Genomic DNA, 24,385 nt, shown 5'->3' on the forward strand with positions numbered 1-24,385 from the left:
TTCCGCCGCCCGACTAGAAGCGCATGCCGGCGGATACGAAGATCTGGCGGGGGTTCCCGTAGAATGCCGTCAGGATGCCTTCCCGTCCCACGGCCGACGACAAGCCAGGTTGCCCGTTGGGCAGGATGAACTCGCCCGTGAACGGGTTCTGGTTGAAGAAGTTGTACCCCCCGAGGATATAGCGCTCGTCAGTGAGATTCTTGGCATGCACGCCGAGAGACCAGCGGCCGCCCGGCGCCCGCCACACCAAATTCGCATCCCAAAGTGAGAATGCGCCCTGGTCGAGGCCTGGAATCGGACTTTCGAACTGCTGGCTCTTGCCACGATAGGAGAGTGTGGTGTTGAAGTTGAGGCGGCCGCTCCCGACCGGCACATCGTAATCGAGTGTCGCGCTCGCGGTCCATTTGGGCGTGTTCTGGATCGAGCGGTAATCGGACACATCCCTTTGTGCCGCCGGCACGATCGGCGTTCTGTCCGGCCCAAAAGCCACGACGCTGAAGAATTCCTTGAATCTGGCGTCGAGATAGCCAAGCGACCCTGACAGCGTGAGGCGATCGCCTCCCGCCGCCATGCCCTCGGCGACGCGGAACGCGCTTTCGAGTTCAAGTCCCTTGAAGGCGGCCTTGCCGGCATTTGAGGTGAGACCGCAGAAGCTCGCGACGCCGCTGACCGTGCACGGGATCGATGCGGGAATCTGGACATCCTTATAGTCGGCATAGAATCCGGCGATCGACCAGGTGAGGCGCCGATCGAGCGCATTGCCCTTCCAGCCGATTTCGTAGCTGTCGACCGTCTCCGGCTCGAACGCCATATAGTCGAAGATGCCCGCGGGCGTCTGGACCGGGGCCTGCGATGTCTGGCCGCGGGGATCGAACCCCCCGCCCTTGAAGCCGCGCGAGTAGCTGACGTACAGGTTGTGATTGGCGTTCGGCTTGAAGGAAAGCGAGGCGCGCGGCGTGAACGCCGTGTCCCGGCGCTTGGCCTGAAAATTGGAAGTGATCGCGACTGCGGTCCCGACGCCGAACGGGGCGGCGCCGCCGAAATCGGGCGAGCCGCCCAGGATGTAGGTCCGGCGGACGATGTCTCCCCGGCGCCGATCGTCGGTATAACGGCCCCCGAGTGACAGGCTGAACCGGTCGCTGAAGTCATAGCTGAAATCAGCGAACAGAGCCCAGGTCTCGCTGGCGATCTTGCTGTCCGTTCCCAGCGTCAGGCCGGGAAGCGCCAGCAGGTTTCCGGTGGTATATGCCCGAACGTCGAAGGCGGTTCGCGCGTCGGCGTTCAGATAATAGGCGCCGATAAGGCCGTTCAGCGGTCCGTGTTCGACCACCAGCTGGAGTTCCTGGCTGAACTGGCTGTTCTCATAGAGGCCCGGCACGTCCGCATCGACGGTGGGGAGCGCATCGAAGTCGATCGGCCCGAAAGAGCTGTCTTTCCGGTACGCCGTGATGGAGCGAAGCGTAAGGTCTGATCCAAGCCCGATCTCCAGGCGGCCGACGATGCCGCCGCCCTTGACCTTCTGCTTCGGCGTATCAAGTCCGCCCCTCGTGTCGAACACGTTGTTCAGAACCGGGGCCAGCGTAAGCAGGCTGGGAAGGAGCCGGTGTCCGCCGCGCGGTTTGCTGTCGTCCCACGTATAGTCACCCGACACGCGGAAGAGAAAAGATTCGGAAGGCTGGAATTCCAGCGTTCCCCTGGCCGCGATCATGTCCTTGTTGTAATTCGCCTCACCGGTCGTGAGGTTCTTACCGAAACCGCCGCGGCTCAACCGGGCGAAGGCCGCACCGACCCTGAGGCCGTCGGCAATTGGAGCCGAAGCGGTCGCCACCAGATCAATTTGCTCGTAGGAACCGACATTGAAACGGATGCTGGCTTCCGGATCGTCCGACAGCCGCCGGGTGACGTACTTGATCGCACCGCCGATCGTGTTGCGTCCGTAGAGGGTCCCCTGCGGTCCGCGCAGCACTTCGATCCGCTCCACATCGTAGATGTCGAGCAGCGCTAGCTGGGGGCGGTTGAGATAGACGTCGTCGATATAGATGCCGACGCCCTGCTCAAAGCCCGCGACCGGATCCTGCTGGCCCACGCCGCGAATGAAGGCGGTCAGGGTGCTGTTGGTGCCGCGCGAGGTCTCCAGGGTCACGTTCGGCGTCGTTTCGCCGAGATCGGTGATATCGAGAGCGCCCTGGCGCTCAAGCTGCTCGCCCGAAAAGGCCGTGATCGCGATCGGAACGTTCTGCAATATCTCGTCCCGGCGCCGCGCCGTGACGACGATTTCCGGATCGCCCGCCGTAGCGGACTGATCGGCCGTGCGGTCGCCTGGAGGTGCGGGCTGTCCCGTCCCTGCGTCCTGGGCCGAGGCCGAGGCAGCGGACAGCAACGCCGCGGCGGCGATGCCGCCGTACAGCCAATGCCTGGAATGAAGCAGCTTCGTCATGATCCCCTCCCATGTGTGCCCGGTGCCTTATTGGTACCTTGGCGTATGTAATATTGATCACCCGATTCTAATAGACTGTCAAGCATGTTCATACGGTACCGTATTCATATTTGACCGGCGCTTCCTTTGCATCCATGTACGGCGGATGGCATCGAAAGCACGCAAGCCGCGAGTCAGCCGGATCGAGGAGGATGACTGGATCGAGTCAGCCTTCGACATGCTCGCGAATGGCGGTGTCGCGGCGGTGAGGGTCGAACCGCTGGCCGACAGGCTGGGGGTCACCAAGGGTGCGTTCTATGCCCGTTATCCCACGCGCGACGCGCTGCTTGCGGCGATGCTCGAATACTGGCGGCGCGTGTCCACCGTGGATGTGCTCACCGCGTTCGCCGAGATCAATGAGCCACCGGTCGAGCGGCTGCGGCGCATCCTCGACCTGCCGTTCCGGCGCGCGGACGTCCGCAATCGCGCGCGCATGGAGATGGCCATCAGGATCTGGGCGCACCATGATGAGCGCGCGGCAAAGACGATGGCGGAAATCGATGCGTACCGAATCCGCTATTTCGAGTCGGTGCTGCGCGCGAACGGCTTTGCGGCTCCGGAAGCGGAAGCCCGCGCTTTCCTGATCTATGCCTATGTAGTAGCCGACGGCTCCCTGCCGGGTGCGCGATCGCCCGCGCTACGCTCGCGCGTTCGCCAGTTCCTCTCAACGGAGCTGGACAACGAGAACGAGGCTCAGCAGACGGATTAGCGGTCGAGGCCAATCTCGTCAGCATGGGCGGCGAGGAATTCGATCGCATCTTTATGCTGGAGGCATTCTGGAGGCGTCCTCCAACCTCTGCATGCACAAGGCGCGTTGAAACCTAAACAGAATTAATTCAGCAGGTTAGGTAGAGCAGGGCGTCACGGCGAATTGGCAGGAAGCTTGATCATCGTCTGCTGCGCCATGGTCCCGTTCGCGATGATGATCTCCCGTCCGTCATCGGTGCGAAGGATGGTGAACCCGAGCGTGATGTCTTCGACGACGCCGACATCGTATTGATCCTTGTTCGGGGCGATGACCTGCAACCGGTCGCCGCGGCGGAACGGCTTGTAGAGAACGAGGCTGATACCCGCGATCAGATTGCCGAGCGTCGTCTGCGCGGCGAATCCGACAATCACCGACATCAGGCCCACCCCCGCGAGCAAGGCGGTGCTGAGGCGCGTCAGCGCCGGGACGAGATGGGTGTAGAACGCCGCGAGCAACAGCCAGATCGTCAGGATCGCAAGGTGGCTGAGGAAGGAAATCGTAATCTGGTCGATCCGTTCGGATCGATCGTGCGCAATCGCAGTCCTGAACAGGCGACGCGTCAGCCAGGAAAGGAGGAGACCCGTCGCAAACAGCAGGGCGGCAACGATGCTCGCACCCAGCCAGGTCCTGGTATCGAGATAGTGCAATGGCGCGGCAATCTGTTCCATCAGCGCTGGCCTATGGCTTGACGTTGTTGACGCGAAGCCAGGCATCGCGGTTCGCATATACGCCAGCGGACCTCGGCGTCGGGGCATTCGCACTGCCCGGAATGAAACGGAGAATCCATCTGCATTCGAAAATACCTACCATTTCGGGGAAATCGGCGCGACCATCGCATTCGAGGCTTCCGGCGCATCGGTTGATTGGGCTGTTCGTCGCAACTGCGGGGCGATACGATCGCGTCAAAATCGTGAGGGGTTTGTGATGTCGCAGGGCGATTCAGGCTACAAGCTGTACAACCACCGGGTGGAGGCGATCGCCCGCAACGGCATGCCCGCGGCCAGGTCGATCGCCGTCCGAGCGATCGCGGCATGAGCATGGACGAAGCCGCGGGCGCGACGGTCGGCCAGACCTGGGAAAGGGTACCGATCGACGCGCAGAGCGTCGAGGCGCCGCTGTCGCAGGCGGCGGTGTTCCTGGTCGTGACGGTCGGCGCTGACGACCAGGCGCTGGCGACGGTCCGTGAAACCCTGGCCGGCATCGACGACCTCATAAAGACGGTCGGCTTTCGCGATCTGGCCGGCCGGCTGTCCTGCGTGGTCGGGATAGGTCACGACCTGTGGCGACGGCTGGACACAGGAGCTTTGCCGGCCGAGCTGCATCCGTTCAGGCCCATACAGGGTGCAAAGCACGTGGCGCCCGCCACGCCGGGCGACATCCTGTTCCACATCCGGGCCGAACGGGTCGATCTGTGCTTCGAGTTCGAACGGCTGCTGCTGGCGGCGCTGGGCGACACGATCCGCGTGGTCGATGCCGTGTCGGGCTTCCGCTATTTCGACGCGCGCGATCTGCTCGGCTTTGTCGATGGCACCGCCAATCCGGCCGGCAGCGACATTCCGGACGCCGCGCTGGTGGGGCGGGAAGATCCGGACTTCGCCGGCGGCAGCTATGTCGTCGTCCAGAAATATCTCCACGACCTGACCGCGTGGAACGCGACCGATCCCGGTCAGCAGCAGGCGATCATCGGCCGGACCAAGATCGACAATGTCGAGCTGGCCGACGCTGGCGCGCAGGAACAGAAATCGCACAAGACGCTGGCGACGATCGTCGACGAGCAGGGCGTCGAGCACGACATCCTGCGCGATAACATGCCGTTCGGCAGCCCGGCGCGCGGCGAGTTCGGCACCTATTTCATCGGCTACTCACGGCGCCTGTGGGTGATCGAGAAGATGCTGGAGCGGATGTTCATCGGGGATCCGCCGGGCAGCCACGACCGGTTGCTCGACTTTTCGACCGCCAAGACGGGAACGACCTTCTTCGCGCCCTCGCGGCGCGTCCTCACTGGCCTGTGCGGTGACTAGCAAGTTTTAAATGTGACAGATTGTGCTACACGCCCGCCCGCGGGCAGGGATGATAGCGACCGATTCCCTTCACCCGCTCCAATTTCCTGAACGGAGCCTCCTTCATGCGCCACGCTGCCGCGGCTTTCCTCGCATTGGCGCTCACCGCCGCTCCCGCCGCGCAGGCGCAGAGCGACAGGCAGGCCGAGGGCCAGGCGCTCGATATGCTCAAGCGCGGCATCGCCTTCCGCACGGTGGCGGGCGAAGGCAACCAGACCTTCGATTATGCCAGCTATCTGAAGGGGCAGCTGGTCGCGGGCGGATTTGCGGCCGACGATGTTCGCATCGAGAAGTCCGACGACACCGCCTTCATGGTCGTCCGCTATCGCGGCACCGATAGCGCCAGGAAGCCTATCTACATTTCCGGGCATATGGACGTGGTCGAGGCCAAACCGGCCGACTGGACCCGCGATCCGTTCACCCCGGTGATTGAGAACGGCTATATCTGGGGCCGTGGCGCCAGCGACATGAAGTATGATCTGTCGACGATGGTCGCGACGCTGCTCCAGCTCAAGCGCGAAGGCTTCAAGCCGGGCCGCGATATCCTCCTGCTCGCATCGGGCGACGAGGAGACGTCGATGAAGACCACGCAGAAGATGGCGGCGGAATTCCACGATGCCGAATTGCTGCTCAATATCGACGGCGGCGGTGGTGAACTGGACGAGACCGGCAAGGCGGTGATGTTCGGCATCCAGGGCGCCGAGAAGACCTATGCCGATTACGAGCTGACCTTCACCAACGCCGGCGGCCATTCGAGCGCGCCGACCCGATCGAACGCGATCTATTCGCTGGCGCGGGCGCTGGACAAGATCGCCGCCTATCAGTTCCCGGCCGAGATCAACGAGATCACCCGCGCCAGCTTCGAAGCCAGCCTGACCAGTGCCGACAAGCCGATGGCCGAGGCGACGCGCCGCTTCCTGGCCAACAAGGACGATCCGCAGGCGCTGGCCTATCTGCGCTCCTATCCCGGCCTGACCGGCCAGACCGGCACCACCTGCGTGGCGACCACCGTCCAGGCCGGGCATGCGACCAACGCGCTGCCGCAGCGGGCGACCGCCAACATCAATTGCCGCATCTTCCCGGGCACGAGCACCAAGGCGGTGATGGAAACCCTGACCAAAGTGGTCGGCGATCCCGAGCTCAAGATCGTCGAGCTCGACAGCGGCACCGTGGCGAGCGACGCGTCGCCGCTCAAGCCGGAGCTCATGAAGCTGATCGGCAAGCTGATCCATGCCCGCTTCCCTGGCGTGCCGATCGTGCCGAGCATGTCCGCGGGGGCGAGCGACAGCATGTGGTTCCGCGCGCGGGGCGTGCCGAGCTATGGAGTCAGCCCGATCTTCATGAAGTCGTCGGACGGGTTCGCGCATGGTCTGAACGAGCGCACGCCGCTCAGCGAAATCGGGCCTTCCATCACCTATTACCGCGCGCTTCTCAGAGAGCTTGCGAAGTAGGTCGTGACCAGGCGCTACGACGCGCTGATCATCGGCGGCGGGCATAACGGGCTCGTCTGCGCTTTCTATCTGGCGCGCGCGGGCATGAACGTGCGGGTGCTGGAGCGGCGGCATGTCGTTGGCGGCGCGGCGGTGACCGAGGAATTCGCGCCCGGCTTCCGCAATTCGACGGCGAGCTACACGGTCAGCCTGCTCCGGCCGAAGGTGATCGCTGACATGAAGCTGCATCAGCGCGGCTGGCGCGTGGTGGAGCGGCAGATCTCGAACTTCCTGCCGCATGACGGCGGCTATCTGAAGCTGGGCGGCGGAGCCGAGCGCACGCGCGCCGAGTTCGCACGCTTTTCGAAGAAGGATGCCGAAGCCTTTCCGCACTATGAGGACGCGCTGGAACGCGTCGCGGAAGTGCTGCGCGACATGGCGCTCAGGACGCCGCCCAATGCCGGGGGGGGCATCCGCGCCTTGCTGGCGGCAGCGGCGCAGGGGCGCAAGCTGGCGGGGATGCCGATCGAGGCGCAGCGCGATACGATGGACCTGTTCGTCAAATCGGCGCGCGACTTCCTCGATAGCTGGTTCGAGAATGCGTACGTCAAGGCCGCGTTCGGCTTCGACGCGGTGGTCGGCAATTATGCCAGCCCCGATACGCCGGGCAGCGCCTATGTTTTGCTCCACCATGTCTTCGGCGAAGTGAACGGCAAGAAGGGTGCATGGGGGCATTCGATCGGCGGGATGGGCGCGATCACGCAATTGATGGCCGAGGCGTGCGTCGAGGCGGGCGTCGCGATCAGTCTGGAGGCGCCGGTCTCTAAGCTGCTGGTGGACGGTAGCAAGGTCGCGGGGGTGCGGCTGGAGAGCGGCGAGGAGATCGCGGCGAAGGTGGTCGCGGCAAATGTCGGGCCGGCTTTGCTGTATCGGCAATTGGTCGATCGCGCTGACATGGCGTCCGACTTCGCGCGGCGGATCGACAACTACAAAGCCGGTTCAGGCACGTTCCGGATGAACCTGGCGCTATCGGAGCTTCCCGACTTCACGGTGCTGCCGGGCAAGGGCGAGCATCACACCGCCGGCATCATGATCTGTCCGACGCTCGACTATATGGATCGGGCCTATACCAGCGCGAAGGCCAGGGGCATGTCCGACGCGCCGATCGTCGAGATGACGATTCCCTCAACGATGGACGACAGCCTGGCGCCGCCGGGGCAGCATGTCGCGGCATTGTTCTGCCAGCAATTCGCGCCCGATCACGATTGGGATACGCACCGCGAGGCCGCGGCCGACCGGATCATCGATACGGTCACGCAGCACGCGCCCAATTTCAAGGCGTCGGTGATCGCGCGCCAGATCCATTCGCCGCTCGATCTCGAGCGCAAGTTCGGGCTGACCGGCGGGGACATCATGCACGGGCACATGTCGCTCGATCAGCTTTGGGCGGCGCGGCCGGTGCTGGGGCATGGCGATTATCGCGGGCCGATCGCCGGGCTCTATATGTGCGGCGCGGGTACGCACCCGGGCGGCGGCGTTACCGGCGCGCCGGGGCACAATGCGGCGCGGGAGATTTTGCGGGATCGCAGCCTGTTCGCGAAAATCTTCTGACTGTCTTCCGGACTTGTTCCGGGATCCCGCTTCTTCGGTGGGCGAAGGCAGCGGGATCCCGGCTCAAGGCCGGGGTGACAGAAGACTCAGGCGGTAACCTCTTCCGCTTTTTCGGCTGAGCCGCGCAGCAGGTAGAGCGGCACCGCCGTCGCCATCAGGCCGAGGCTGAGCCCGATCGCCTCATAGCCAGCGCCCCAGATCGCCCACAAAGCGAAGAGCAGGCCGATTGCCGCAGCGGGTCGCGCCACGCCGATGACCAGCGCGGAGATGCACGCACCCGCATAGAACCAGAGCGTCGCCGCCGTCGTCACACGCAGCATGAAGTCGTAGATCGCCGACGTATCCTTCGAGACGTTGCTGAGGATCAGCACGCTCGCCAGCGCGGTCGAGGCGATCAGCGCACCGACCGGCACGTCGCGACTGCTGGTGCGGCCGATCGCGGCGGGGATCACCCCGGCGCGGGCCATGCCGAGCGGGGCTTCGCCCTGGAGCAGCACCCAGCCGTTAAGCGCGCCGATCGCCGCCACCGCCGCGAAGCCGGCAACCGCGAGGCCGGCCCAGCGGCCCCAGAAGGTTTCGACGAACAAGGCGACCGGAGCATTGACGCCCGCGACCGCCTCTTGCGGCATCGCGAAGATGATGCCCGAGCAGGCGATCAGATAGAGCAGGCCGGTGACACCGACGCCGGTCAGCGTCGCGCGGGTAACGGTGCGGCCGGGATCGCGGACGCGCTCGGCGCAGAGCCCCGCGCATTCGAAGCCGACCATCGCGAAAAACGCCATCGTCACGGCGGGGGCGAGCTGCTTGACGTCAAAGGCGGCATGGGGGTGTGCGTCGAGCGCGAGACCGCCGCCGATGCCGAGCTGGGCGAGAAGCAGGATGATCGCGGCCATCGGCACCAGCTTGATCAGCGTCGTCACGACCTGAAATCGCCCCGCCGTCGGCGCGCCGCGCAGGTTGAGCAGGGTGATCAGCCACAGCAGGCCGACCGCGCCGAGCACCAAGGTGAAGGACGAGGAAGCGAGCGGCGGCCAGAATACGCCGAGATAGCGCACCGCCGTCAGCGCGATGAAGGCGTTGGCCGACCAGATGCCGACCCACATGCTCCAGCCGATCAGCACGCCGGGGAGCGGCCCCAGCGCTCTGGCGCAGATCGCCAGCGTGCCGGTCGCCTCGGGCATCGCCCGCGACAGCCCGGCGATCACCCAGGCGATCACCATCGCCCCGGCGATCGCCGCGACCCAGGCGGCGACGCTGGTGAAACCGAACGGGGCGAGCTGCGCCGGCAAGGCGAAGAAGCCCGAGCCGATCATGTTGCCGATGACCAAGGCGGTAGCGGTCCAGAAGCCGAAGGGCCGTCGATTGGTGTCGCTCATCGTTCCCCCCGAAACTCAGTTGTGCTCCTGCGGAAGCAGGAGCCTAGAGCCGATATCGTTGTCGTTCGTAGCCCTGGGCTCCCGCTGCTGCAGGAGCACATACACTCAGATCCCGCCGTCGACCGCTTCGAGCCCCTTGCTGGTCAGTCCGGCGATCAGCGCCTCGGCACAGGCGTCGAGCGTAGCCCGATCGGTGGCGCGCACCACGAAATTCGCGCCGGTGCGGCCGTCGCGGAAAAAAGGGTAGCTGCCGATCGCCACGCCTTCATGCGCACGCTCGGTTGTCCCGAGGAAATCGGCGATCTCGCTCTCGGCGACCCAGCTTCCCACAGTGCGCGACAACACCGGGCGGCCACCCTCCAGCGTGCCGGTCAGCGCGTCGAGCATCCCGGCGGCGATGTGCGGCACGCCGGCGAGGATGAAGATGTTGCCGTGGCGGATGCCGGGCGCGCCGGAGACGCGGTTGACGATCAGCTCGGCGCCCTCTGGCACGCGCGCCATGCGCAGGCGGGCATCGGTGATCCCGCCGCGGGTTTCGTAATAGCGCTCCAGCACCGCGCGGGCGGCCGGGTGGATCGTCACGCCGACGCCGAGCGCCGCTGCGATCGCATCGACGGTGATGTCGTCATGCGTCGGGCCGATGCCGCCGGTGGTGAAGAGATAATCGTTGCGCGCGCGCAGGGTGTTGACCGCCTCGACGATCGCTTCCTGGACATCGGGCACGACGCGGACCTCGGCGAGGCGGATGCCCTGGACGTTGAGCCAGGTGGCGAGCTGGGCGATGTTCCTGTCCTGGGTGCGGCCCGAGAGGATCTCGTCGCCGATCACCACCAGTGCCGCAGTCCAGATGCGCTCGCTCATGCCTCCCGCATAGACCGAAGCTTCGAGCCCGACTAGCTTGACCGTCATGCTCAACGCGCTTCTTTCGCTCGCGCTCGCCGCCGCGCCCTGCTCGGCCGAGCTGGTGGTGCTCGGCACCTCGCAGGATGCCGGCACGCCGCAGATCGGCCATCCCGAGGACCCGGCGTGGAGGAACCCGGCGCTGCGCGCGACCGCCGCCTCGCTGGCGCTGATCGATCACGCCACCGGCAAACGTTATCTGTTCGACGCGACCCCCGATCTGCGCGAGCAGCTGCAGTGGCTCGACACGCATGATCCAGCGAAGGGCAGGGGGCTGGGGATCGACGGCATCTTCCTGACCCACGCGCATATCGGCCATTATGCCGGGCTGATGTTCCTCGGCCGCGAATCCGCCGGATCGCAGGGCATTCCGGTCTATGCGATGCCGCGCATGGCGAAGTTCCTGACCAACAATGGTCCGTGGGGACAGCTGGTCGCGCTGGGCAATATCGCGCTCAAGCCGCTCAGCGAGGGCACGCCGGCGACACTGGAATCGGGGATCGCGGTGATCCCCTATGCCGTGCCGCACCGCGACGAATATTCGGAGACGGTCGGCTTGATGGTCGCCGGGACGACCGCGCGGGCGCTGTATCTGCCCGATATCGATAGCTGGGAACTGTGGGAAAGCCGCATGCATATCCGCATCGAGGATATGATCGCCAGGGCGGATATGGCCTATATCGACGCGACCTTCTTCGACGATAGCGAGCTGCCGCCGGCTGTCGCGGCCAAGGTTCCGCATCCGCGCATCACCACATCGATGGCGCGGTTCGCTGCTTTGCCGGCGGCGGTGCGTGCCCGCATCCGCTTCATTCACCTCAACCACACCAATCCGGCGCGTTTCGCCGATTCGCCGGCGCGGGCGCGGATCGCGGCGGCGGGCTTTGGCGTGGCCGAGCCCGGCGAGCGCTTCTGCCTCTCGAAAGGCTGAGCATTTGCGCCTATATCGCGCGCCATGACCGAATATGTAGCCGTGACCCCCGATATGCCCAAGACCCGCAGCCACGCGATCAAGCTGCATGGGCCCGAGGGGTTCGCAGGCATGCGCCGTGCGGGGCGGCTGGCGGCGGAGATCCTCGACGCGCTAGTTCCGCATGTCGTGCCTGGCGTGACCACCGCGGCGCTCGACGATATCGTCCGCGAGATGTCGATCGCCGGCGGCGGCGTGCCGGCGACGCTCGGCTATCGCGGCTATACGCATAGCTGCTGCATCTCGATCAACCATGTCGTCTGCCACGGCATCCCCGGCGAGAAGATGCTCAAGGACGGCGATATCGTCAATATCGACGTGACGCCGATGATCGATGGCTGGCACGGCGACACCAGCCGGATGTTCCTGGTCGGTGACGTGCCGATCAAGGCCAGGCGGCTGGTCGATGTGACCTATGAATGCCTGATGCTCGGGCTGGAGCAGGCCAGGCCGGGCAATTTCCTTGGCGATATCAGCCATGCCATCCAGAGCCATGCCGAGAAGCACCGTTACGGCGTCGTCCGCGATTTCTGCGGGCATGGCGTCGGGCAGCTGTTCCATGACGCGCCCGAGGTGGTCCATGCCGGCCGCCCCGGCACCGGGCCGGAACTGCGGCCGGGTATGTTCTTCACCGTCGAGCCGATGATCAATATCGGCCGCGCCGACGTGAAACTGCTCGACGACGGCTGGACCGCGGTGACGCGCGACCGTTCGCTCTCGGCGCAGTTCGAGCATTCGATCGGGATCACCGAGGACGGCTGCGAGATTTTCACGAAAAGCCCGAAGGGGCTCGACCGCCCGCCCTATTGAGCGGACTATCCGACGAACGCCCGCTCGATCACGTAGTGGCCCGGCGCCTGATTCGATCCTTCCGCGAAGCCGAGCCTTTCGAGCATCCCGGCGAAATCGCGGATCATCTCCATCGATCCGCACAGCATCACCCGATCGGTCTCGGGGTTGAAGCCTGTTTCGCCCATCACCGGCGGGGCGAACATCGCGCCGCTTTCCGCGAGTTGGCCGATACGACCCCGCGTCCGGAACGGCTCCCGCGTCACCGTCGGAACATAATGGAACTGGAGAAGCGCCTGTTCCTGCACCAGCGGATCGCTCGCAAGCTGCGCGGTCAGTTCGTCATGATAGGCGAGATCGCTGACTTTGCGCACCGAATGGACGATTACCACCTGCGTGAAGCGATCGTAGATATCAGGATCGCGCGCGACGCTGAGAAATGGGGCGAGGCCGGTGCCGGTCGAAAGCATGAACAGCCGCTTCCCCGGAAGCAGCGCATCGGCGACGAGCGTGCCGGTCGGCTTCCGGCCGAGATAGAGCTGGTCGTCGGGACGGATCGCCTGAAGTTTCGACGTGAGCGGGCCGTCTGGCACCTTGATCGACAGGAATTCCAGCTCGTCCGCCCATGCCGGACTCGCGATCGAATATGCGCGCATCAGCGGCTTGCCGCTCTCGCCCGCCAGACCGATCATCACGAACTCGCCCGAGCGGAAGCGGAAGCTCGCCGGGCGCTCGATCGCGAAGCTGAACAGATGCTCGTTCCAATGCTTCACCCAGCGCACCGATGCGGTGATGAAGGCGGCATGATCGGGAAGCAGCGCCGGCGGGCGCGTGTGCAGGGTCATCTCGGGATCCGAAGCTAGAGTGGGCGCGGGACGGGCGCGCGTCGCAGCACATCGGCGACTTCGCCGATCGCCGCGATGAATGGGGTCACCGCCTCGGGCTTGACCGCCTGTTCGGCGAGACGTCGCGTCTGCCGGAGATCGCCATCGGCGGCGGCGTGAAACAGCACGAGCAGCGCCGCTTCGTCATCGCGGACATGCGCGCAATTCTCGCGGCAGAAAACGCGTGGTGCGGCACCCTCCACATTGAGCAGGAACATCGCCACGTTGAAATTGCCGAGCAGGTCTGCCAGGCGCCAGCGCTCGAACGACGGCCCGAGCGCCGCGCAGGGGCAGCGTTGTCCGGCCATCGCCGCCACCCAGCTCCGCATCGACCAGAGCAGGATTTGCTCGGCCGGTGCCAGGCTGGTCACCGGACGATCCATGAAACGGTACACGCCGATACCCTTAGTTATTGCGATTGACTCGCATTAGCTATGCAGTGGCCGAACCGTCAACCGGCAAAAGCTGATTCAGAACGCCTCCTGGCGCCCTTGCAGCGCTTTCAGGGAATCAGTGTCGCCTAGACCAGCTACGCAATGCCTCTTCGGCATCGCCCGGGCTGAGGTCGCCCGCCGCCGTCGCGATCCAGCAGCTTCCGCGCTCGGCGGGATCAAGCGCCATCAGGCCGTGCGCCATGATGACGAGAGGGCCGCGCGCGACGATCACGTCCGCGGCATCCTTGTTCACCCACCGATGGATTTCAGCGGGCACGTTCATGGGTAAAAGCTGCATACATGCATCCCAGGTTCCAACGTCAAAACCCATTTTGGGGATTTTTGTTCCCTGCCGGGTGCCGAGCAATCGGGCAGCGATGCGGTCGCTGCTTATTTGTTGGGCAGTTGTTGACCCGCATCACCGGTTCGTCCGCTGGGAAAGCGCCGGGAATGCGGCTGGCACGCTTGTTGTAAGACGCGCGATGGGGAAGAAGGGATCGTCCGAATTCCTGAGGGGTGCTGCCGCGTGAAAAAGATCGAAGCGATCATCAAGCCGTTCAAGCTCGATGAAGTGAAGGAGGCGCTGCACGAAGTGGGTGTCAGCGGCATCACCGTCACCGAGGCCAAGGGCTTCGGCCGGCAGAAGGGGCATACCGAGCTGTATCGCGGCGCCGAATATGTCGTCGATTTCCTGCCCAAGGTGAAGCTCGAGGTTGTCGTCGAGGATGCGCTCGCCGAGCGCGTGGTCGAGGCGATCGCCGCCGCGGCGCAAACCGGCCGCATCGGCGACGGCAAGATCTTCGTCATCCCCGTCGAAACCGCGCTGCGCATCCGCACCGGCGAGCGCAACGAGAACGCAATTTAACTACTCAGCGAGAGCGAAAGGGTTTTTCAACATGGCGAATTCGGCCAGCGACGTTCTGAAGATGGTCAAGGACAACGAGATCGAGTGGATCGATCTGCGGTTTACCGATCCCAAGGGCAAGTGGCAGCACCTGACCATGGTCGCCTCGGTAGTGGGCGACGACGAGCTGACCGACGGGCTGATGTTCGACGGCTCCTCGATCGAGGGCTGGAAGGCGATCAACGAGAGCGACATGATCCTCAAGCCCGATCTCGACGCGGTGTGGATCGACCCCTTCTCGGCGACCCCGATGCTGATCCTGGTCTGCGACGTGGTCGAGCCTTCGACCGGCGAGCTCTATTCGCGCGACCCGCGTTCGACCGCCAAGCGTTCCGAAGCCTATCTGAAGACGCTCGGCATCGGCGACACCGTCTATGTCGGCCCCGAAGCCGAATTCTTCATGTTCGATGATGTCCGCTTCGAGAACAGCTATTCGACCAGCTATTACGCGATCGACGATATCGAGCTGCCGGGCAATTCGGGCCGCGAATATGACGGCGGCAATATGGGCCATCGCCCGCGCGCCAAGGGCGGCTATTTCCCGGTCGCCCCGGTCGACAGCGCCGTCGATATCCGCGGCGAGATGGTCTCGACCATGCTGGAGATGGGCCTGCCCTGCGACAAGCATCACCACGAGGTCGCCGCCGCGCAGCACGAGCTCGGCCTGACCTTCGGCACGCTGGTGCAGACCGCCGACCGCATGCAGATCTACAAGTACGTCGTCCATCAGGTGGCGCATGCCTATGGCAAGACCGCTACCTTCATGCCCAAGCCGATCAAGGACGATAACGGATCGGGCATGCACACCCACATTTCGATCTGGGACAAGGGCAATCCGCTGTTCGCCGGCAATGGCTATGCGGGCCTGAGCGACATGTGCCTCTATTTCATCGGCGGCGTGATCAAGCACGCCAAGTCGCTGAACGCCTTCACCAATCCCTCGACCAACAGCTACAAGCGGCTGGTTCCGGGCTATGAAGCGCCGGTGCTGCTCGCCTATTCGAGCCGCAACCGCTCGGCTTCGTGTCGCATCCCTTACGGCGCCGGCAGCAAGGCCAAGCGCGTCGAGTTCCGCTTCCCGGACGCGCTCGCCAATCCGTATCTCTGCTACGCGGCGATCCTGATGGCCGGGCTCGACGGCATCCAGAACAAGATCCACCCGGGCGATCCGATGGACAAGAACCTCTATGATCTGCCGCCGGCCGAGCTTGAGCAGGTGCCGACCGTGTGCGCGTCGCTCTGCGAAGCGCTCGACAGCCTCGAGGCCGATCAGGACTATCTGCTCAAGGGCGACGTGTTCACCCGCGACCAGATCGCGGCCTATGTCGAGATCAAGCGCGCGGATGTCGCGCGTTGGGAAATGACCCCGTCGCCGGTTGAGTATGACATGTACTATTCGGCCTGATTTTCGAGATCAGACGATGAAAAGGGCGTCCGGGGAAACCCGGGCGCCCTTTTTCAATCCGGCATTCGTGAAAGCCGAGAAGCGCTCAGCTTCCGTTGTTCGCGACCATGTCGATGTCGGTGCCGCCGTCGCTGCGCGCGGTCATGAACAGCACATAGGCGCCGCCGTCGCGCTCGCGGGTGCCGCCGAGGATGTGCTGCTCTCCATCCACCTGATGCTCGGACGTATAGCCCGATTTGATCGCGCGGGTGTAATACCAGTCGAGCATCGCCTGCATCGGCTGGGCCGAGGAGAAGCTGACCGCGCGGAGCTGGCATGTGCCCGCCTCGCTGCCCGCCGCTTCGGTGACGCGTGCTTGCGGGAACAGCGGAAGATCGCGCGGCAGGCGGTTCGCCCAGCCGGCGCTGTAGGTCATCGACGACGCGCACTGGCTGGTGCGGGCGTCGCGCTGGCGCGCGGCGATGCCGCCGAGCGTGACGCTCTCGCGGCCGGCGGCGCACTGCGTGCAATTCTTGTCGGCGGGCGTGGGCGCGGGGGCTTTCATCAGGCCGCTCATGTCCGGCTGATCGGTGTTGGTGGCGACGCCCTCATCGGGCACGCCGCCCGAGTAAGGCTGGCCCGGCGGGCGGATCGCATCGCCATTGGCCTGACGGCCGAGCTGGGGATCGACCATGATCTGATCCTGCAGCGCGCTCGCCAGTGCCGGATCGGCGGCGTTGCCGCTGACTTCCTCAAGGCCGTTGAGGCCGTTCGAGCCGCCGCATCCCGTCAGCGCAAGCGGCAGGAGGATCGACAGACGGAAAGCTCGGCGAAAGGCCATTCAACGCTCCTTTGGGCAGAGCCGTCATGCCTTGGGAAGGTTAAGGAAGCGTTTGGCAGGGCTGGCGGAACCCCGCGTTTTGCGTTAACCATTCGGAACCCGGACGGATCGAGTGCGTTGACCGCAATCGAATTCGAAGGGGGATTCCATGGCTTTTAGCGCGAAGATGATCGGTGGCGGCGTGGCCGCCGCGGTGGCGACCGGCGTCGGCTATCTGCTGCTGTCGCGAGGTGAGCAGGCCGCCGCGTTCCGCACCATCTCACGCGAGGGTGCCTTCAGCGTTCGTGACTATCCCAAGCTGTGGGTCGCCGAGACGGTGATCGAGGGGATGCGCGAATCCGCGGTCGCACGCGGTCTTGGCCGGCTTGCCGAATATCTGTTCGGGCGGGGCGGCGGGTCGCGGCTGACGATCCCGGTGCTCGCCGACGGCGATGAGGATGGCCGTGGCTGGCGCACCCGGCTGGTGATGCCCGACCGCATCCGCCCCGAGGGTCTGGAGCCCGAGGAAGGCGTGGCGCTTCGCGCGCTGCCGCCGCGCCGGATCGCGGCGATGCGCTTCTCGGGTGACAATAGCGATCACATCCTAGGCAGCCATGAGGCCGAATTGCGCCGCTGGATGAAGGCGCAGGGCCTGCGCGCCGCCGGGCCGGTCGAGCACGCCTTTTACAATTCGCCGCTGACCCCGGCGCGCCTGCGCCGCAGCGAAGTACTGATCCCGCTCGCGGCATAGCTGTGCTATATTGCTAATACACTATGGAAGCCCTATAGTCTTCGCATGCTCAATATCCTTTCGATCCTCGTCGGCATCATCGCGTTCCTGATAGCGCTGGTCGGCATCATACCGATCCCGTTCGTACCGTTGCTCAACTGGATCGCGCTTCCGATCGCGATCATTGGCGCGGCGCTGGGCGCGGTCTCGGGCCGGACCTCGGGCCGTAACCTCAACCTGCTGGTGTGCATCGTCAGCGGCCTGCGCCTGTTCCTGACGGGTGGCTTCATCTGACGCGCCACGCTGGATCTGATCCAGCGACGTCATGCTGACCTTGGCTCGGCATCCATTGCCCAACAAGCTTCGTCTTGCGCATGGTGTGTTGGACCCTGAGACGCGTTCAGGATGACGACCAGGCAAGTTTGGCGGTCTCACTGGTTGGCCCTCGGGCAAGCAAAAGGCCCCGGCGGTTTCCCGCCGGGGCCTTTCTCTCGCCTGCGTGGCTGAGCGCGTTAGCGGCAGCGGATGTTGTTACGGTCCACCGAAGCGCCAAGCGTCGCGCCGACCGCGGCACCGAGCAGCGTGCCGAGAGTGGCGTTGCCGCCGCCCGCGATCGCGTTACCGAACAGTCCACCCGCGACACCGCCCACGATCAGGCCGGTGGTGCCGTCGCTGCGGCGGCAATAATAGCGGCCGTCGCGGCCGCGATAGATGCGGTCGTTCCGCGTCAGGCGGCGTTCCTGATAATAGCGGCCGTCGCGATAATAATCGTCGGCCCAATAGCGGGTCTCGCCGCGCGGCAGGCGGTTATAGTTGTAGTTGCGATAGGTGCGCCAATCGCGCTGCCACGCGCGGCGGTCATCGTGACGCGCCTGGGCGATATCGCGGCGGCAGTCCATGGCCTCGCGGCGATATTCGCGGCGGCTGTCCGCGTTGCGAAGGTCACGGGCGCAATCGGCGCGGGCCGCCCGCTCGTTATGATTATAGCTCTGGGCCATCGCCGGCACAGCCGGAAGGGTGGCGGCGGCAACGGCCGCGGCAAGGATGATACGCATGGATTTTCTCCTGTCGTTTCCGTTTCAGGTGTATGTCCAACGTATCGAAGCGGGACGAGGTTGCGTGAACCCGAAACTACTCCCGGTTCATCGCAGGGACAGGCGTCAGATCCGGGTGTCGCCGGGATACGCGAAGAGCAGGTCGCTGCCTTCGTCCGCTTCCAGCCTGGCTTCGCCAGTGACAGTCAGGCACTGACCCGCGCGGAACGCCGTGCCGCCGATCGTGCCGCCGCCGGTGAGCGCGACCAGCCAGCCGGTGATGCCCTCGGGCATCGCCACCTCGCGGCTGCCGGCCTGCCAGCGCTCGAGAACGAATTTGGGACCCTCGACGAGGATGTCGCGCCCGTTGCCGACATCGCCCGGCATCGGATGTGGGACGAAGGGCACCGGCTCGGCGACGGCGATGCCCTGATCGAGATGCAGTTCGCGCGGGCGGCCATAGTCGTAGAGCCGATAGGTGGTCTCGCTGTTCTGCTGGACCTCGACCAAGGTGATTCCCGCGCCGATCGCGTGGATCGTCCCCGATGCCGAATAAAAGAAATCTCCGGCCTTCACCGGCTTCCAGTCGAGCAGGTCCTCGATCGATCCGTCGAGCGCGGCCTCGCGCAGCGTCTCGCGGTCGGTGGGGAATCTGGTGCCCAGCGCGATCGTCGAATCGGGTTCGGCGGCGAGGATAACCCAGCATTCGTCCTTGCCGCGCGGCAAGCCTACGGCATGCGCCTGCTCGTCGTTCGGATGGACCTGCACCGACAATTTCTCACTGGTGAACAGATATTTGATCAGCAGGTCGGGGGTGCTGTCGCCCGGCGTCTGGAACCAGATCTCGCCGACCGGATCGCCTTCGGGCGCGGGGTTCTCGAAGCCCGGCCACAAGGTGTGGCGGCCCCACGGCTTTTCGACGCGGTGGGTGGCGAGCAGCGTTGCGGTCACTGGGAATCCTTTGCGTGAATCTGCTATTCTTGGCCAACGCGCATAGCGCCCAAGCGCTCCCGCCCCAATCCCGCCGCGAAAAGGATTGTTTGAAGCCATGCGACCGCGCTAAGACGCCAACCCATGCGTACACCATTTCGTCGCGCCCTTGCGCTCGCCATCGTTCCCGTGCTCGCTTTTTCGGTCGCCGGGTGCGCCAAGAAGGGTGCCAAGGCTGACCTTCCGTATGTCGCGCGCGACGTCGGCACGCTGTACAGCACCGGCAAGGAAAAGCTCGACCAGCACCAGTACAAGCTGGCCGCGGCGCTGTTCGACGAGGTCGAGCGCCAGCATCCCTATTCGATCTGGGCGCGCCGCGCGCAGCTGATGGGCGCGTTCAGCTATTATCTGAACAAGGATTATCCCGAGGCGATCTCCTCGGCGCAGCGTTTCCTGGCGGTGCATCCGGGCAACCGCGACGCGCCCTATGCCTATTATCTGATCGGCGTGAGCTATTACGAGCAGATCAGCGACGTGACGCGCGATCAGAAGATCACGCAGCAGGCGCTCGATTCGCTGGGCGAGCTGACGCGGCGCTATCCGACCTCGAAATACGCTTCGGACGCGCGGCTCAAGATCGATCTGGTCCGCGATCACCTCGCCGGCAAGGAAATGGAGATCGGGCGCTTCTACGAATCGCGCGGGCTGTGGCTGGCGGCGTCGCTGCGCTTCCGCGCCGTGGTCGACAATTACGAGACCACGACGCACGTGCCCGAGGCGCTGCTGCGGCTGACCGAAACCTATCTGGCGCTGGGCGTGCCGATGGAGGCCAAGAAGTCGGCCGCCGTGCTCGGCAACAACTATCCCGGCACCGACTGGTATCAGCGCGCCTACAAGCTGATCCAGGACAATCAGGACAAGCTCGCCAAGGCCGTTCCGGCGAGCTGAGCGGATAGTGGTGCCCGCCACTTCCGTTCCTGACTTGTTCCTGTATTAGAGGCGCCGATGCTGACGGCGCTTTCCATCCGCGATGTGGTTTTGATCGAGGCGCTGGACCTGGAGTTCGGCGAGGGGCTCGGCGTGCTCACCGGCGAGACCGGGGCGGGCAAATCGATCCTGCTCGATGCGCTGGGGCTGGCGCTGGGCGCGCGCGGCGAGACCGGTCTGGTCCGCCAGGGCGCGGGACAGGCGGTGGTGACCGCGACCTTCGAGACCCCGCCCGCCGATGGGGAAGTCGCCGGCCTGTTCGCGGAGAACGGGCTTGAGCTGGAGCCGGGCGAGCCGTTGATCGTGCGGCGTATCGTCAAGTCCGATGGCGGCAGCCGGGCGTTCCTCAACGATCAGCCGGCCTCGGCCGGGCTGTTGCGCGAGCTGGCGCCGCATCTGGTCGAGATCCACGGCCAGCATGACGATCGCGGACTGCTCAATCCGCGCGGGCACCGCGCGCTGCTCGACGCCTTCGGACGATTGGACGCCGCGCCGGTGGCGGGCGCGCACAAGGCGTGGCGCGACGCGGAGGCGGCGCTGGCCGCGGCGCGCGCCGAGCAGGATGTCGCCGAGCGCGACCGCGAGTGGCTCGAGCATGCCGTCGCCGAATTGCGCGCGCTCGCGCCCGAGCCGGGCGAGGAAGAGACTCTCGCCGAGCGCCGGGCGACGATGCAGCGCGGTGAGAAGATCGCGGGCGAACTGCAATCGATCGCGGATCTGCTCGAAGGCTCGGACGGCGGCCTGACCAAATTGCGCCAGGCCGCGCGAATCCTCGATCGCATCGGCGAGGATCACCCGTTGCTCGGCGAAGCGCTGGCCGCGCTCGACAGCGCCATCAACCATGCCGCCGAGACGCAGGACAAGGTCGATGCCGCCGCCGAGGCGCTGGCATTCGATCCCGCCGCGCTGGAGGCGGACGAGACGCGGCTGTTCGAGCTGCGCGGGGTGGCGCGCAAGCACCGCGTCCAGCCCGACGATCTTGCCGGCCTGCTGACCGAGCTTTCCGCCAAGCTCGAGCGCGTCGAGAGCGGTGGCGCGGGGATCGCGGCGATGGAACTGGCGGTCGAGGAAACCCACCGCGCCTATCGCGAGGCCGCGCGCACGCTTTCGGTGGCGCGAACCGAGGCGGCGTCGCGGCTCGATCTCGCCGTCGAGAGCGAGCTCAGGCCGCTCAAGCTGGACGCGGCGCGGTTCCGCACCTCGGTCGAGCCGCTCGAGGAGTCGCAATGGTCGGCATCGGGGATGGACCGGGTCGAGTTCCTCGTCTCGACCAACCCCGGTGCGCCGTTCGCGCCGCTGATCAAGATCGCGTCGGGCGGTGAACTGTCGCGCTTCATCCTCGCGCTCAAGGTGGCGCTGGCCGAAGAGGGTGGGGCGAGCACGCTGATCTTCGACGAGATCGATCGCGGCGTCGGCGGGGCGGTGGCGAGCGCCATCGGCGACCGGCTGGCACGGCTGGCGGGGACCGCGCAGGTGCTGGTGGTGACACACAGTCCGCAGGTCGCGGCGCGGGGCGCCCGCCATCTGCTGATCGCCAAGTCGCACGACGGCATTGTCACCCGCACCGGCGTCACCCCGCTCGACGACGCCCAGCGCCGCGAGGAGATCGCCCGGATGCTATCGGGCGCCGAGATCACCGACGAGGCGCGCGCCCAGGCCGAGCGGCTGATCGAGCCGGCCTAGGGCCCGGGCTCTAGCCGATCAGCTTGCCGAGCGCCTCCAGATAGGTCTTGAACGCCGCGCGCCCCTTGGTCGTGATCCGGGCACGCGTCAGTGGCTTGCGGCCGAGGAAGCTCTTTTCGATGGTGATATATCCGGCCTCTTCCAGCTTGCGGAGATGGACCGAGAGATTGCCCTGGGTGGCATCGAGCAACGCCTTGAGCTCGTTGAAATCGGCTGCTTCGGCGTCGGCGAGATAGGCCATGATCCCCAGCCGCATGCGGCCGTGGATGACGTCGTCAATCTGCCCGATATCGAAGCCGCCCATGTCAGCCGCGCGCCGCGCCCCGCCACAATATCCAGCCGGGCAACGCCATCAGCCCCAGCAGCGCCACCGTGAGAATCGCGAGAAACGGCACGAACAGGTCCGGATCGCCGAGGCCGAGGATCCACGCCAGCGCCAGCGAGGTGACGAACCACCCGCCCGAGACCAGCCCGAACCAGCCCTGCCGGCGCACCGCGAAGGCGATGTACCAGACGGTACCCTGCACCACGCAGATCATGATCGGATGCAGCAGCCACGTCGCCATGCTGTGGGTGCGCCAGGCGAGCCAGCCGAAGATCAAGGCCGTGGTCAGCGCCGCCAGGCCGCCGCCGCCGAATGCGGCGTTGATCGCGCGGGTGCCGACGCTGTGCTTGCTCTGGCCCTTGTCGCGGATCGTGATGCGGATCATCTCCGCGATGAAGATCAGGGTTGGCAGGATGCCGACGGTGAGGTGGACGGCGACAGGTGCCTCGATGCCCGTCGCGAGGATCGTCTGGATCAGGCACTGGATGCCATAGCAAAGCCCGGCTACGAACAGTGCCTGACCGAGCGAGAGCTGGACCTGGCCACCTTCGCTCACCAGCGCGCGGACGAAGGCGAGGTCATCGCGCGCGCTTTCCGTTATCGGGTCGCTCATGCCGTCTATACCTCCATCCCCGGAACCGGCTTGCGCCAAGGCAGTTTGCGGCCGTTGAGCCAGCGCCCGAGCCAGCTGTGCCGCACGAGCAGGTGATAGCTGGCGATGAGGATAAGGAAAGCGCCGCCCGTCACCAGTCCCCATTTGGCCAAAGCGGGGAGGGGCAGGGCAAAGACCAGCACCTGCAGCGCCATCACCACCGGCAGATGCACGATATAGATCCAGTAGGACGCATCGGCGATATAGCGGATCGCCGCGCGCTCGCGGGTGAGGAAGCTGAGCGCGGCGCCGGTTACGCCCAGCGTCCAGCTCCACACCGCGATCGCGTAGCAAACGGCGATCGCGGTCTTGGTGCCGCCTTCGGGAAAGGGCACGAAGCCGTTGCTGTCGGCGAGCAGCCACAGGCACGCGACGGTGAGCGCTGCGGCGGCGATCAGGTTGATCGCCCACCAGCGCGCGATCGCCCCGAGCAATGCCGGCTGGCGCTGGAGCAGCCAGCCGAAGCCGAATGCGGAGCCCAGGCCGATCCAGGTCGTCAGATGAGGCACGAAGCCGGTGTCGGCGGTGGGGATGCCGCCGCGCGCGAACCAGTTCAGCTGCAGCGCGAACGCCAGTGCGAGCGGGGCGGCGAGCAACGGCGCCGCGGCGGGCGTCGCGGTGATTGCGCGCATCGCCCGGTCGAGAATGCCGCCGCGCAACCATTCGCCGCGATCGATCAGGCGGACTACACCGCGCACAACCAGCGCCGCTACGTAGAAGAGCGTCAGCAGATACAGGAACCACAAATGGGTCAGCGGGAAGGTCGCCAGGGTCAGTGGCGGCGGGGGCGGGCCGTTGGCAGGCAGGGTGCCGCCATTCATCGCCGCCACGCCCCAGATGAAGCAGGCGATGATCGCGGCGAACATGGGGAACCAGAAGGCGAGCAGCGGCAGCGTGATCCGGCTGAGCCGGTTGCGGATGAACCCGGCGGTGCCGCGACGCTGGAGCAGCATCCGCCCGAAATAGCCGGCGATCAGGAAGAAGGTCGCCATGCGGAAGATGTGCGCGACGAAGAAGAAGATGCCCAGCGCGTCGCTCGGCGTGTCGCGCACCACCCAGATTTGCGGGCCGGGCAGGAAGCTCATCGCCGCGTGAAACGCCACGCCCAGCAGCAGCGCGCCGGCGCGCACGGCGTCCAGCGCATGCAGGCGGCCGCCGGCGTTGGCGCCCGTGCCGGCGCCGGTCCCGATGCTCGTCATTTGAAATCCCCTTTGCTCAGGTGCGCATCACACGCGGAAACGCCACATACACAGACTAG

25 protein-coding genes are annotated in these 24,385 nt (G+C 65.6%); 12 read left to right on the top strand and 13 right to left on the bottom strand.

Features of this window, described 5'->3' with window-relative positions:
- Positions 1-13: 13 nt before the first annotated feature.
- Positions 14-2,437 (bottom strand): TonB-dependent receptor, encoded by a 2,424-nt coding sequence (locus KF730_RS04140; protein ID WP_294092453.1) that lies wholly within the window; start codon positions 2,435-2,437, stop codon positions 14-16.
- Positions 2,438-2,582: 145 nt separating this feature from the next.
- Here KF730_RS04140 and KF730_RS04145 point away from each other — a divergent pair, with 145 nt between their 5' ends.
- The gene (locus KF730_RS04145; protein ID WP_294092455.1) at positions 2,583-3,185 is read left to right on the top strand and encodes a TetR/AcrR family transcriptional regulator; all 603 of its coding nucleotides are present in this window, start codon (positions 2,583-2,585) and stop codon (positions 3,183-3,185) included.
- Positions 3,186-3,337: 152 nt separating this feature from the next.
- Here KF730_RS04145 and KF730_RS04150 read toward each other — a convergent pair whose 3' ends face one another.
- A complete protein-coding gene (locus KF730_RS04150; RefSeq protein ID WP_294092457.1) occupies positions 3,338-3,892 on the bottom strand; it encodes a mechanosensitive ion channel domain-containing protein in 555 nt (184 codons plus the stop codon).
- Positions 3,893-4,255: 363 nt separating this feature from the next.
- On the opposite strand from KF730_RS04150, the gene KF730_RS04155 reads away from it, so the two are divergent.
- From KF730_RS04155 to KF730_RS04165, 3 genes are all read left to right on the top strand, one after another.
- On the top strand, positions 4,256-5,245 hold the full coding sequence (locus KF730_RS04155; RefSeq protein ID WP_294092459.1) for a Dyp-type peroxidase: 990 nt from the start codon (positions 4,256-4,258) through the stop codon (positions 5,243-5,245).
- Positions 5,246-5,349: 104 nt separating this feature from the next.
- On the top strand, positions 5,350-6,735 hold the full coding sequence (locus tag KF730_RS04160; RefSeq protein ID WP_294092461.1) for a M20/M25/M40 family metallo-hydrolase: 1,386 nt from the start codon (positions 5,350-5,352) through the stop codon (positions 6,733-6,735).
- Between the two features lie 3 nt (positions 6,736-6,738).
- Positions 6,739-8,325 (top strand): NAD(P)/FAD-dependent oxidoreductase, encoded by a 1,587-nt coding sequence (locus KF730_RS04165; RefSeq protein WP_294092463.1) that lies wholly within the window; start codon positions 6,739-6,741, stop codon positions 8,323-8,325.
- An 86-nt stretch (positions 8,326-8,411) separates the two neighbouring features.
- Here KF730_RS04165 and KF730_RS04170 read toward each other — a convergent pair whose 3' ends face one another.
- Complete coding sequence (locus KF730_RS04170) at positions 8,412-9,701, bottom strand: amino acid permease (protein ID WP_294092465.1); 1,290 nt, start codon at positions 9,699-9,701, stop codon at positions 8,412-8,414.
- A gap of 105 nt (positions 9,702-9,806) precedes the next feature.
- Positions 9,807-10,562: a molybdopterin-binding protein gene (locus tag KF730_RS04175; protein WP_294095694.1), complete on the bottom strand. Its 756-nt coding sequence runs from the start codon at positions 10,560-10,562 to the stop codon at positions 9,807-9,809.
- A 46-nt stretch (positions 10,563-10,608) separates the two neighbouring features.
- Between KF730_RS04175 and KF730_RS04180 the strand changes: the two genes are divergently transcribed.
- Both KF730_RS04180 and map read left to right on the top strand, forming a co-directional pair.
- Positions 10,609-11,532 carry an MBL fold metallo-hydrolase gene (locus KF730_RS04180; protein WP_294092467.1) on the top strand — a complete coding sequence of 308 codons (924 nt, stop codon included), beginning with the start codon at positions 10,609-10,611 and terminating at the stop codon, positions 11,530-11,532.
- A 24-nt stretch (positions 11,533-11,556) separates the two neighbouring features.
- Positions 11,557-12,381 carry a type I methionyl aminopeptidase gene (map, locus tag KF730_RS04185; protein WP_294092469.1) on the top strand — a complete coding sequence of 275 codons (825 nt, stop codon included), beginning with the start codon at positions 11,557-11,559 and terminating at the stop codon, positions 12,379-12,381.
- Between the two features lie 5 nt (positions 12,382-12,386).
- On the opposite strand, the gene KF730_RS04190 is transcribed toward map, so the two are convergent.
- The 3 genes from KF730_RS04190 to KF730_RS04200 form a co-directional block, all read right to left on the bottom strand.
- Entirely contained in the window at positions 12,387-13,205 is an 819-nt protein-coding gene (locus KF730_RS04190) for a ferredoxin--NADP reductase (RefSeq protein WP_294092471.1), read from the bottom strand.
- A gap of 14 nt (positions 13,206-13,219) precedes the next feature.
- Positions 13,220-13,639 (bottom strand): hypothetical protein, encoded by a 420-nt coding sequence (locus KF730_RS04195; protein ID WP_294092472.1) that lies wholly within the window; start codon positions 13,637-13,639, stop codon positions 13,220-13,222.
- A 115-nt stretch (positions 13,640-13,754) separates the two neighbouring features.
- The gene (locus KF730_RS04200) at positions 13,755-13,976 is read right to left on the bottom strand and encodes a hypothetical protein (RefSeq protein ID WP_294092474.1); all 222 of its coding nucleotides are present in this window, start codon (positions 13,974-13,976) and stop codon (positions 13,755-13,757) included.
- 228 nt (positions 13,977-14,204) lie between these two features.
- Between KF730_RS04200 and KF730_RS04205 the strand changes: the two genes are divergently transcribed.
- Positions 14,205-14,543 carry a P-II family nitrogen regulator gene (locus KF730_RS04205; RefSeq protein WP_294092475.1) on the top strand — a complete coding sequence of 113 codons (339 nt, stop codon included), beginning with the start codon at positions 14,205-14,207 and terminating at the stop codon, positions 14,541-14,543.
- 31 nt (positions 14,544-14,574) lie between these two features.
- Positions 14,575-15,987, top strand: coding sequence for a type I glutamate--ammonia ligase (gene glnA, locus KF730_RS04210; RefSeq protein ID WP_294092476.1), 1,413 nt, complete (start codon positions 14,575-14,577; stop codon positions 15,985-15,987).
- Positions 15,988-16,072: 85 nt separating this feature from the next.
- On the opposite strand, the gene KF730_RS04215 is transcribed toward glnA, so the two are convergent.
- On the bottom strand, positions 16,073-16,807 hold the full coding sequence (locus tag KF730_RS04215; RefSeq protein WP_294092478.1) for a hypothetical protein: 735 nt from the start codon (positions 16,805-16,807) through the stop codon (positions 16,073-16,075).
- A 148-nt stretch (positions 16,808-16,955) separates the two neighbouring features.
- On the opposite strand from KF730_RS04215, the gene KF730_RS04220 reads away from it, so the two are divergent.
- A complete protein-coding gene (locus tag KF730_RS04220; protein WP_294092479.1) occupies positions 16,956-17,537 on the top strand; it encodes a heme-binding protein in 582 nt (193 codons plus the stop codon).
- A gap of 45 nt (positions 17,538-17,582) precedes the next feature.
- Complete coding sequence (locus tag KF730_RS04225) at positions 17,583-17,810, top strand: hypothetical protein (protein ID WP_294092481.1); 228 nt, start codon at positions 17,583-17,585, stop codon at positions 17,808-17,810.
- Positions 17,811-18,028: 218 nt separating this feature from the next.
- On the opposite strand, the gene KF730_RS04230 is transcribed toward KF730_RS04225, so the two are convergent.
- Both KF730_RS04230 and KF730_RS04235 read right to left on the bottom strand, forming a co-directional pair.
- Positions 18,029-18,571, bottom strand: coding sequence for a glycine zipper 2TM domain-containing protein (locus tag KF730_RS04230; RefSeq protein WP_294092482.1), 543 nt, complete (start codon positions 18,569-18,571; stop codon positions 18,029-18,031).
- 105 nt (positions 18,572-18,676) lie between these two features.
- Positions 18,677-19,501 carry a class I mannose-6-phosphate isomerase gene (locus tag KF730_RS04235; RefSeq protein ID WP_294092483.1) on the bottom strand — a complete coding sequence of 275 codons (825 nt, stop codon included), beginning with the start codon at positions 19,499-19,501 and terminating at the stop codon, positions 18,677-18,679.
- Positions 19,502-19,624: 123 nt separating this feature from the next.
- Here KF730_RS04235 and KF730_RS04240 point away from each other — a divergent pair, with 123 nt between their 5' ends.
- Together KF730_RS04240 and recN are read left to right on the top strand one after the other, a co-directional pair.
- Entirely contained in the window at positions 19,625-20,428 is an 804-nt protein-coding gene (locus KF730_RS04240) for an outer membrane protein assembly factor BamD (protein ID WP_294092484.1), read from the top strand.
- 57 nt (positions 20,429-20,485) lie between these two features.
- The gene (gene recN / locus KF730_RS04245) at positions 20,486-22,150 is read left to right on the top strand and encodes a DNA repair protein RecN (RefSeq protein WP_294092485.1); all 1,665 of its coding nucleotides are present in this window, start codon (positions 20,486-20,488) and stop codon (positions 22,148-22,150) included.
- 10 nt (positions 22,151-22,160) lie between these two features.
- Here recN and KF730_RS04250 read toward each other — a convergent pair whose 3' ends face one another.
- The 3 genes from KF730_RS04250 to KF730_RS04260 are packed head-to-tail and all read right to left on the bottom strand — an operon-like array spanning position 22,161 to position 24,326.
- Entirely contained in the window at positions 22,161-22,454 is a 294-nt protein-coding gene (locus KF730_RS04250) for a transcriptional regulator (RefSeq protein WP_294092487.1), read from the bottom strand.
- 1 nt (position 22,455) lies between these two features.
- Positions 22,456-23,088 carry a hypothetical protein gene (locus KF730_RS04255; RefSeq protein WP_294092488.1) on the bottom strand — a complete coding sequence of 211 codons (633 nt, stop codon included), beginning with the start codon at positions 23,086-23,088 and terminating at the stop codon, positions 22,456-22,458.
- Positions 23,089-23,093: 5 nt separating this feature from the next.
- Entirely contained in the window at positions 23,094-24,326 is a 1,233-nt protein-coding gene (locus KF730_RS04260) for an acyltransferase family protein (RefSeq protein WP_294092489.1), read from the bottom strand.
- Positions 24,327-24,385 lie beyond the last annotated feature (59 nt).

Source organism: Sphingomonas sp. (genome assembly GCF_019635515.1).
Classification (GTDB): domain Bacteria; phylum Pseudomonadota; class Alphaproteobacteria; order Sphingomonadales; family Sphingomonadaceae; genus Sphingomonas.

Excerpts from the sequence above, each read along its gene's own strand:
- KF730_RS04140 (WP_294092453.1), bottom strand. The coding sequence starts at position 2,437 with ATGACGAAGCTGCTTCATTCCAGGCATTGGCTGTACGGCGGCATCGCC.
- KF730_RS04250 (WP_294092487.1), bottom strand. The coding sequence starts at position 22,454 with ATGGGCGGCTTCGATATCGGGCAGATTGACGACGTCATCCACGGCCGC.
- recN (WP_294092485.1), top strand. The coding sequence starts at position 20,486 with ATGCTGACGGCGCTTTCCATCCGCGATGTGGTTTTGATCGAGGCGCTG.
- KF730_RS04230 (WP_294092482.1), bottom strand. The coding sequence starts at position 18,571 with ATGCGTATCATCCTTGCCGCGGCCGTTGCCGCCGCCACCCTTCCGGCT.
- KF730_RS04200 (WP_294092474.1), bottom strand. The coding sequence starts at position 13,976 with ATGCAGCTTTTACCCATGAACGTGCCCGCTGAAATCCATCGGTGGGTG.
- KF730_RS04170 (WP_294092465.1), bottom strand. The coding sequence starts at position 9,701 with ATGAGCGACACCAATCGACGGCCCTTCGGCTTCTGGACCGCTACCGCC.
- KF730_RS04145 (WP_294092455.1), top strand. The coding sequence starts at position 2,583 with ATGGCATCGAAAGCACGCAAGCCGCGAGTCAGCCGGATCGAGGAGGAT.
- KF730_RS04225 (WP_294092481.1), top strand. The coding sequence starts at position 17,583 with ATGCTCAATATCCTTTCGATCCTCGTCGGCATCATCGCGTTCCTGATA.
- KF730_RS04175 (WP_294095694.1), bottom strand. The coding sequence starts at position 10,562 with ATGAGCGAGCGCATCTGGACTGCGGCACTGGTGGTGATCGGCGACGAG.
- KF730_RS04220 (WP_294092479.1), top strand. The coding sequence starts at position 16,956 with ATGGCTTTTAGCGCGAAGATGATCGGTGGCGGCGTGGCCGCCGCGGTG.
- KF730_RS04180 (WP_294092467.1), top strand. The coding sequence starts at position 10,609 with ATGCTCAACGCGCTTCTTTCGCTCGCGCTCGCCGCCGCGCCCTGCTCG.
- KF730_RS04215 (WP_294092478.1), bottom strand. The coding sequence starts at position 16,807 with ATGGCCTTTCGCCGAGCTTTCCGTCTGTCGATCCTCCTGCCGCTTGCG.
- map (WP_294092469.1), top strand. The coding sequence starts at position 11,557 with ATGACCGAATATGTAGCCGTGACCCCCGATATGCCCAAGACCCGCAGC.
- glnA (WP_294092476.1), top strand. The coding sequence starts at position 14,575 with ATGGCGAATTCGGCCAGCGACGTTCTGAAGATGGTCAAGGACAACGAG.
- KF730_RS04260 (WP_294092489.1), bottom strand. The coding sequence starts at position 24,326 with ATGACGAGCATCGGGACCGGCGCCGGCACGGGCGCCAACGCCGGCGGC.
- KF730_RS04155 (WP_294092459.1), top strand. The coding sequence starts at position 4,256 with ATGAGCATGGACGAAGCCGCGGGCGCGACGGTCGGCCAGACCTGGGAA.
- KF730_RS04240 (WP_294092484.1), top strand. The coding sequence starts at position 19,625 with ATGCGTACACCATTTCGTCGCGCCCTTGCGCTCGCCATCGTTCCCGTG.
- KF730_RS04255 (WP_294092488.1), bottom strand. The coding sequence starts at position 23,088 with ATGAGCGACCCGATAACGGAAAGCGCGCGCGATGACCTCGCCTTCGTC.
- KF730_RS04190 (WP_294092471.1), bottom strand. The coding sequence starts at position 13,205 with ATGACCCTGCACACGCGCCCGCCGGCGCTGCTTCCCGATCATGCCGCC.
- KF730_RS04150 (WP_294092457.1), bottom strand. The coding sequence starts at position 3,892 with ATGGAACAGATTGCCGCGCCATTGCACTATCTCGATACCAGGACCTGG.
- KF730_RS04160 (WP_294092461.1), top strand. The coding sequence starts at position 5,350 with ATGCGCCACGCTGCCGCGGCTTTCCTCGCATTGGCGCTCACCGCCGCT.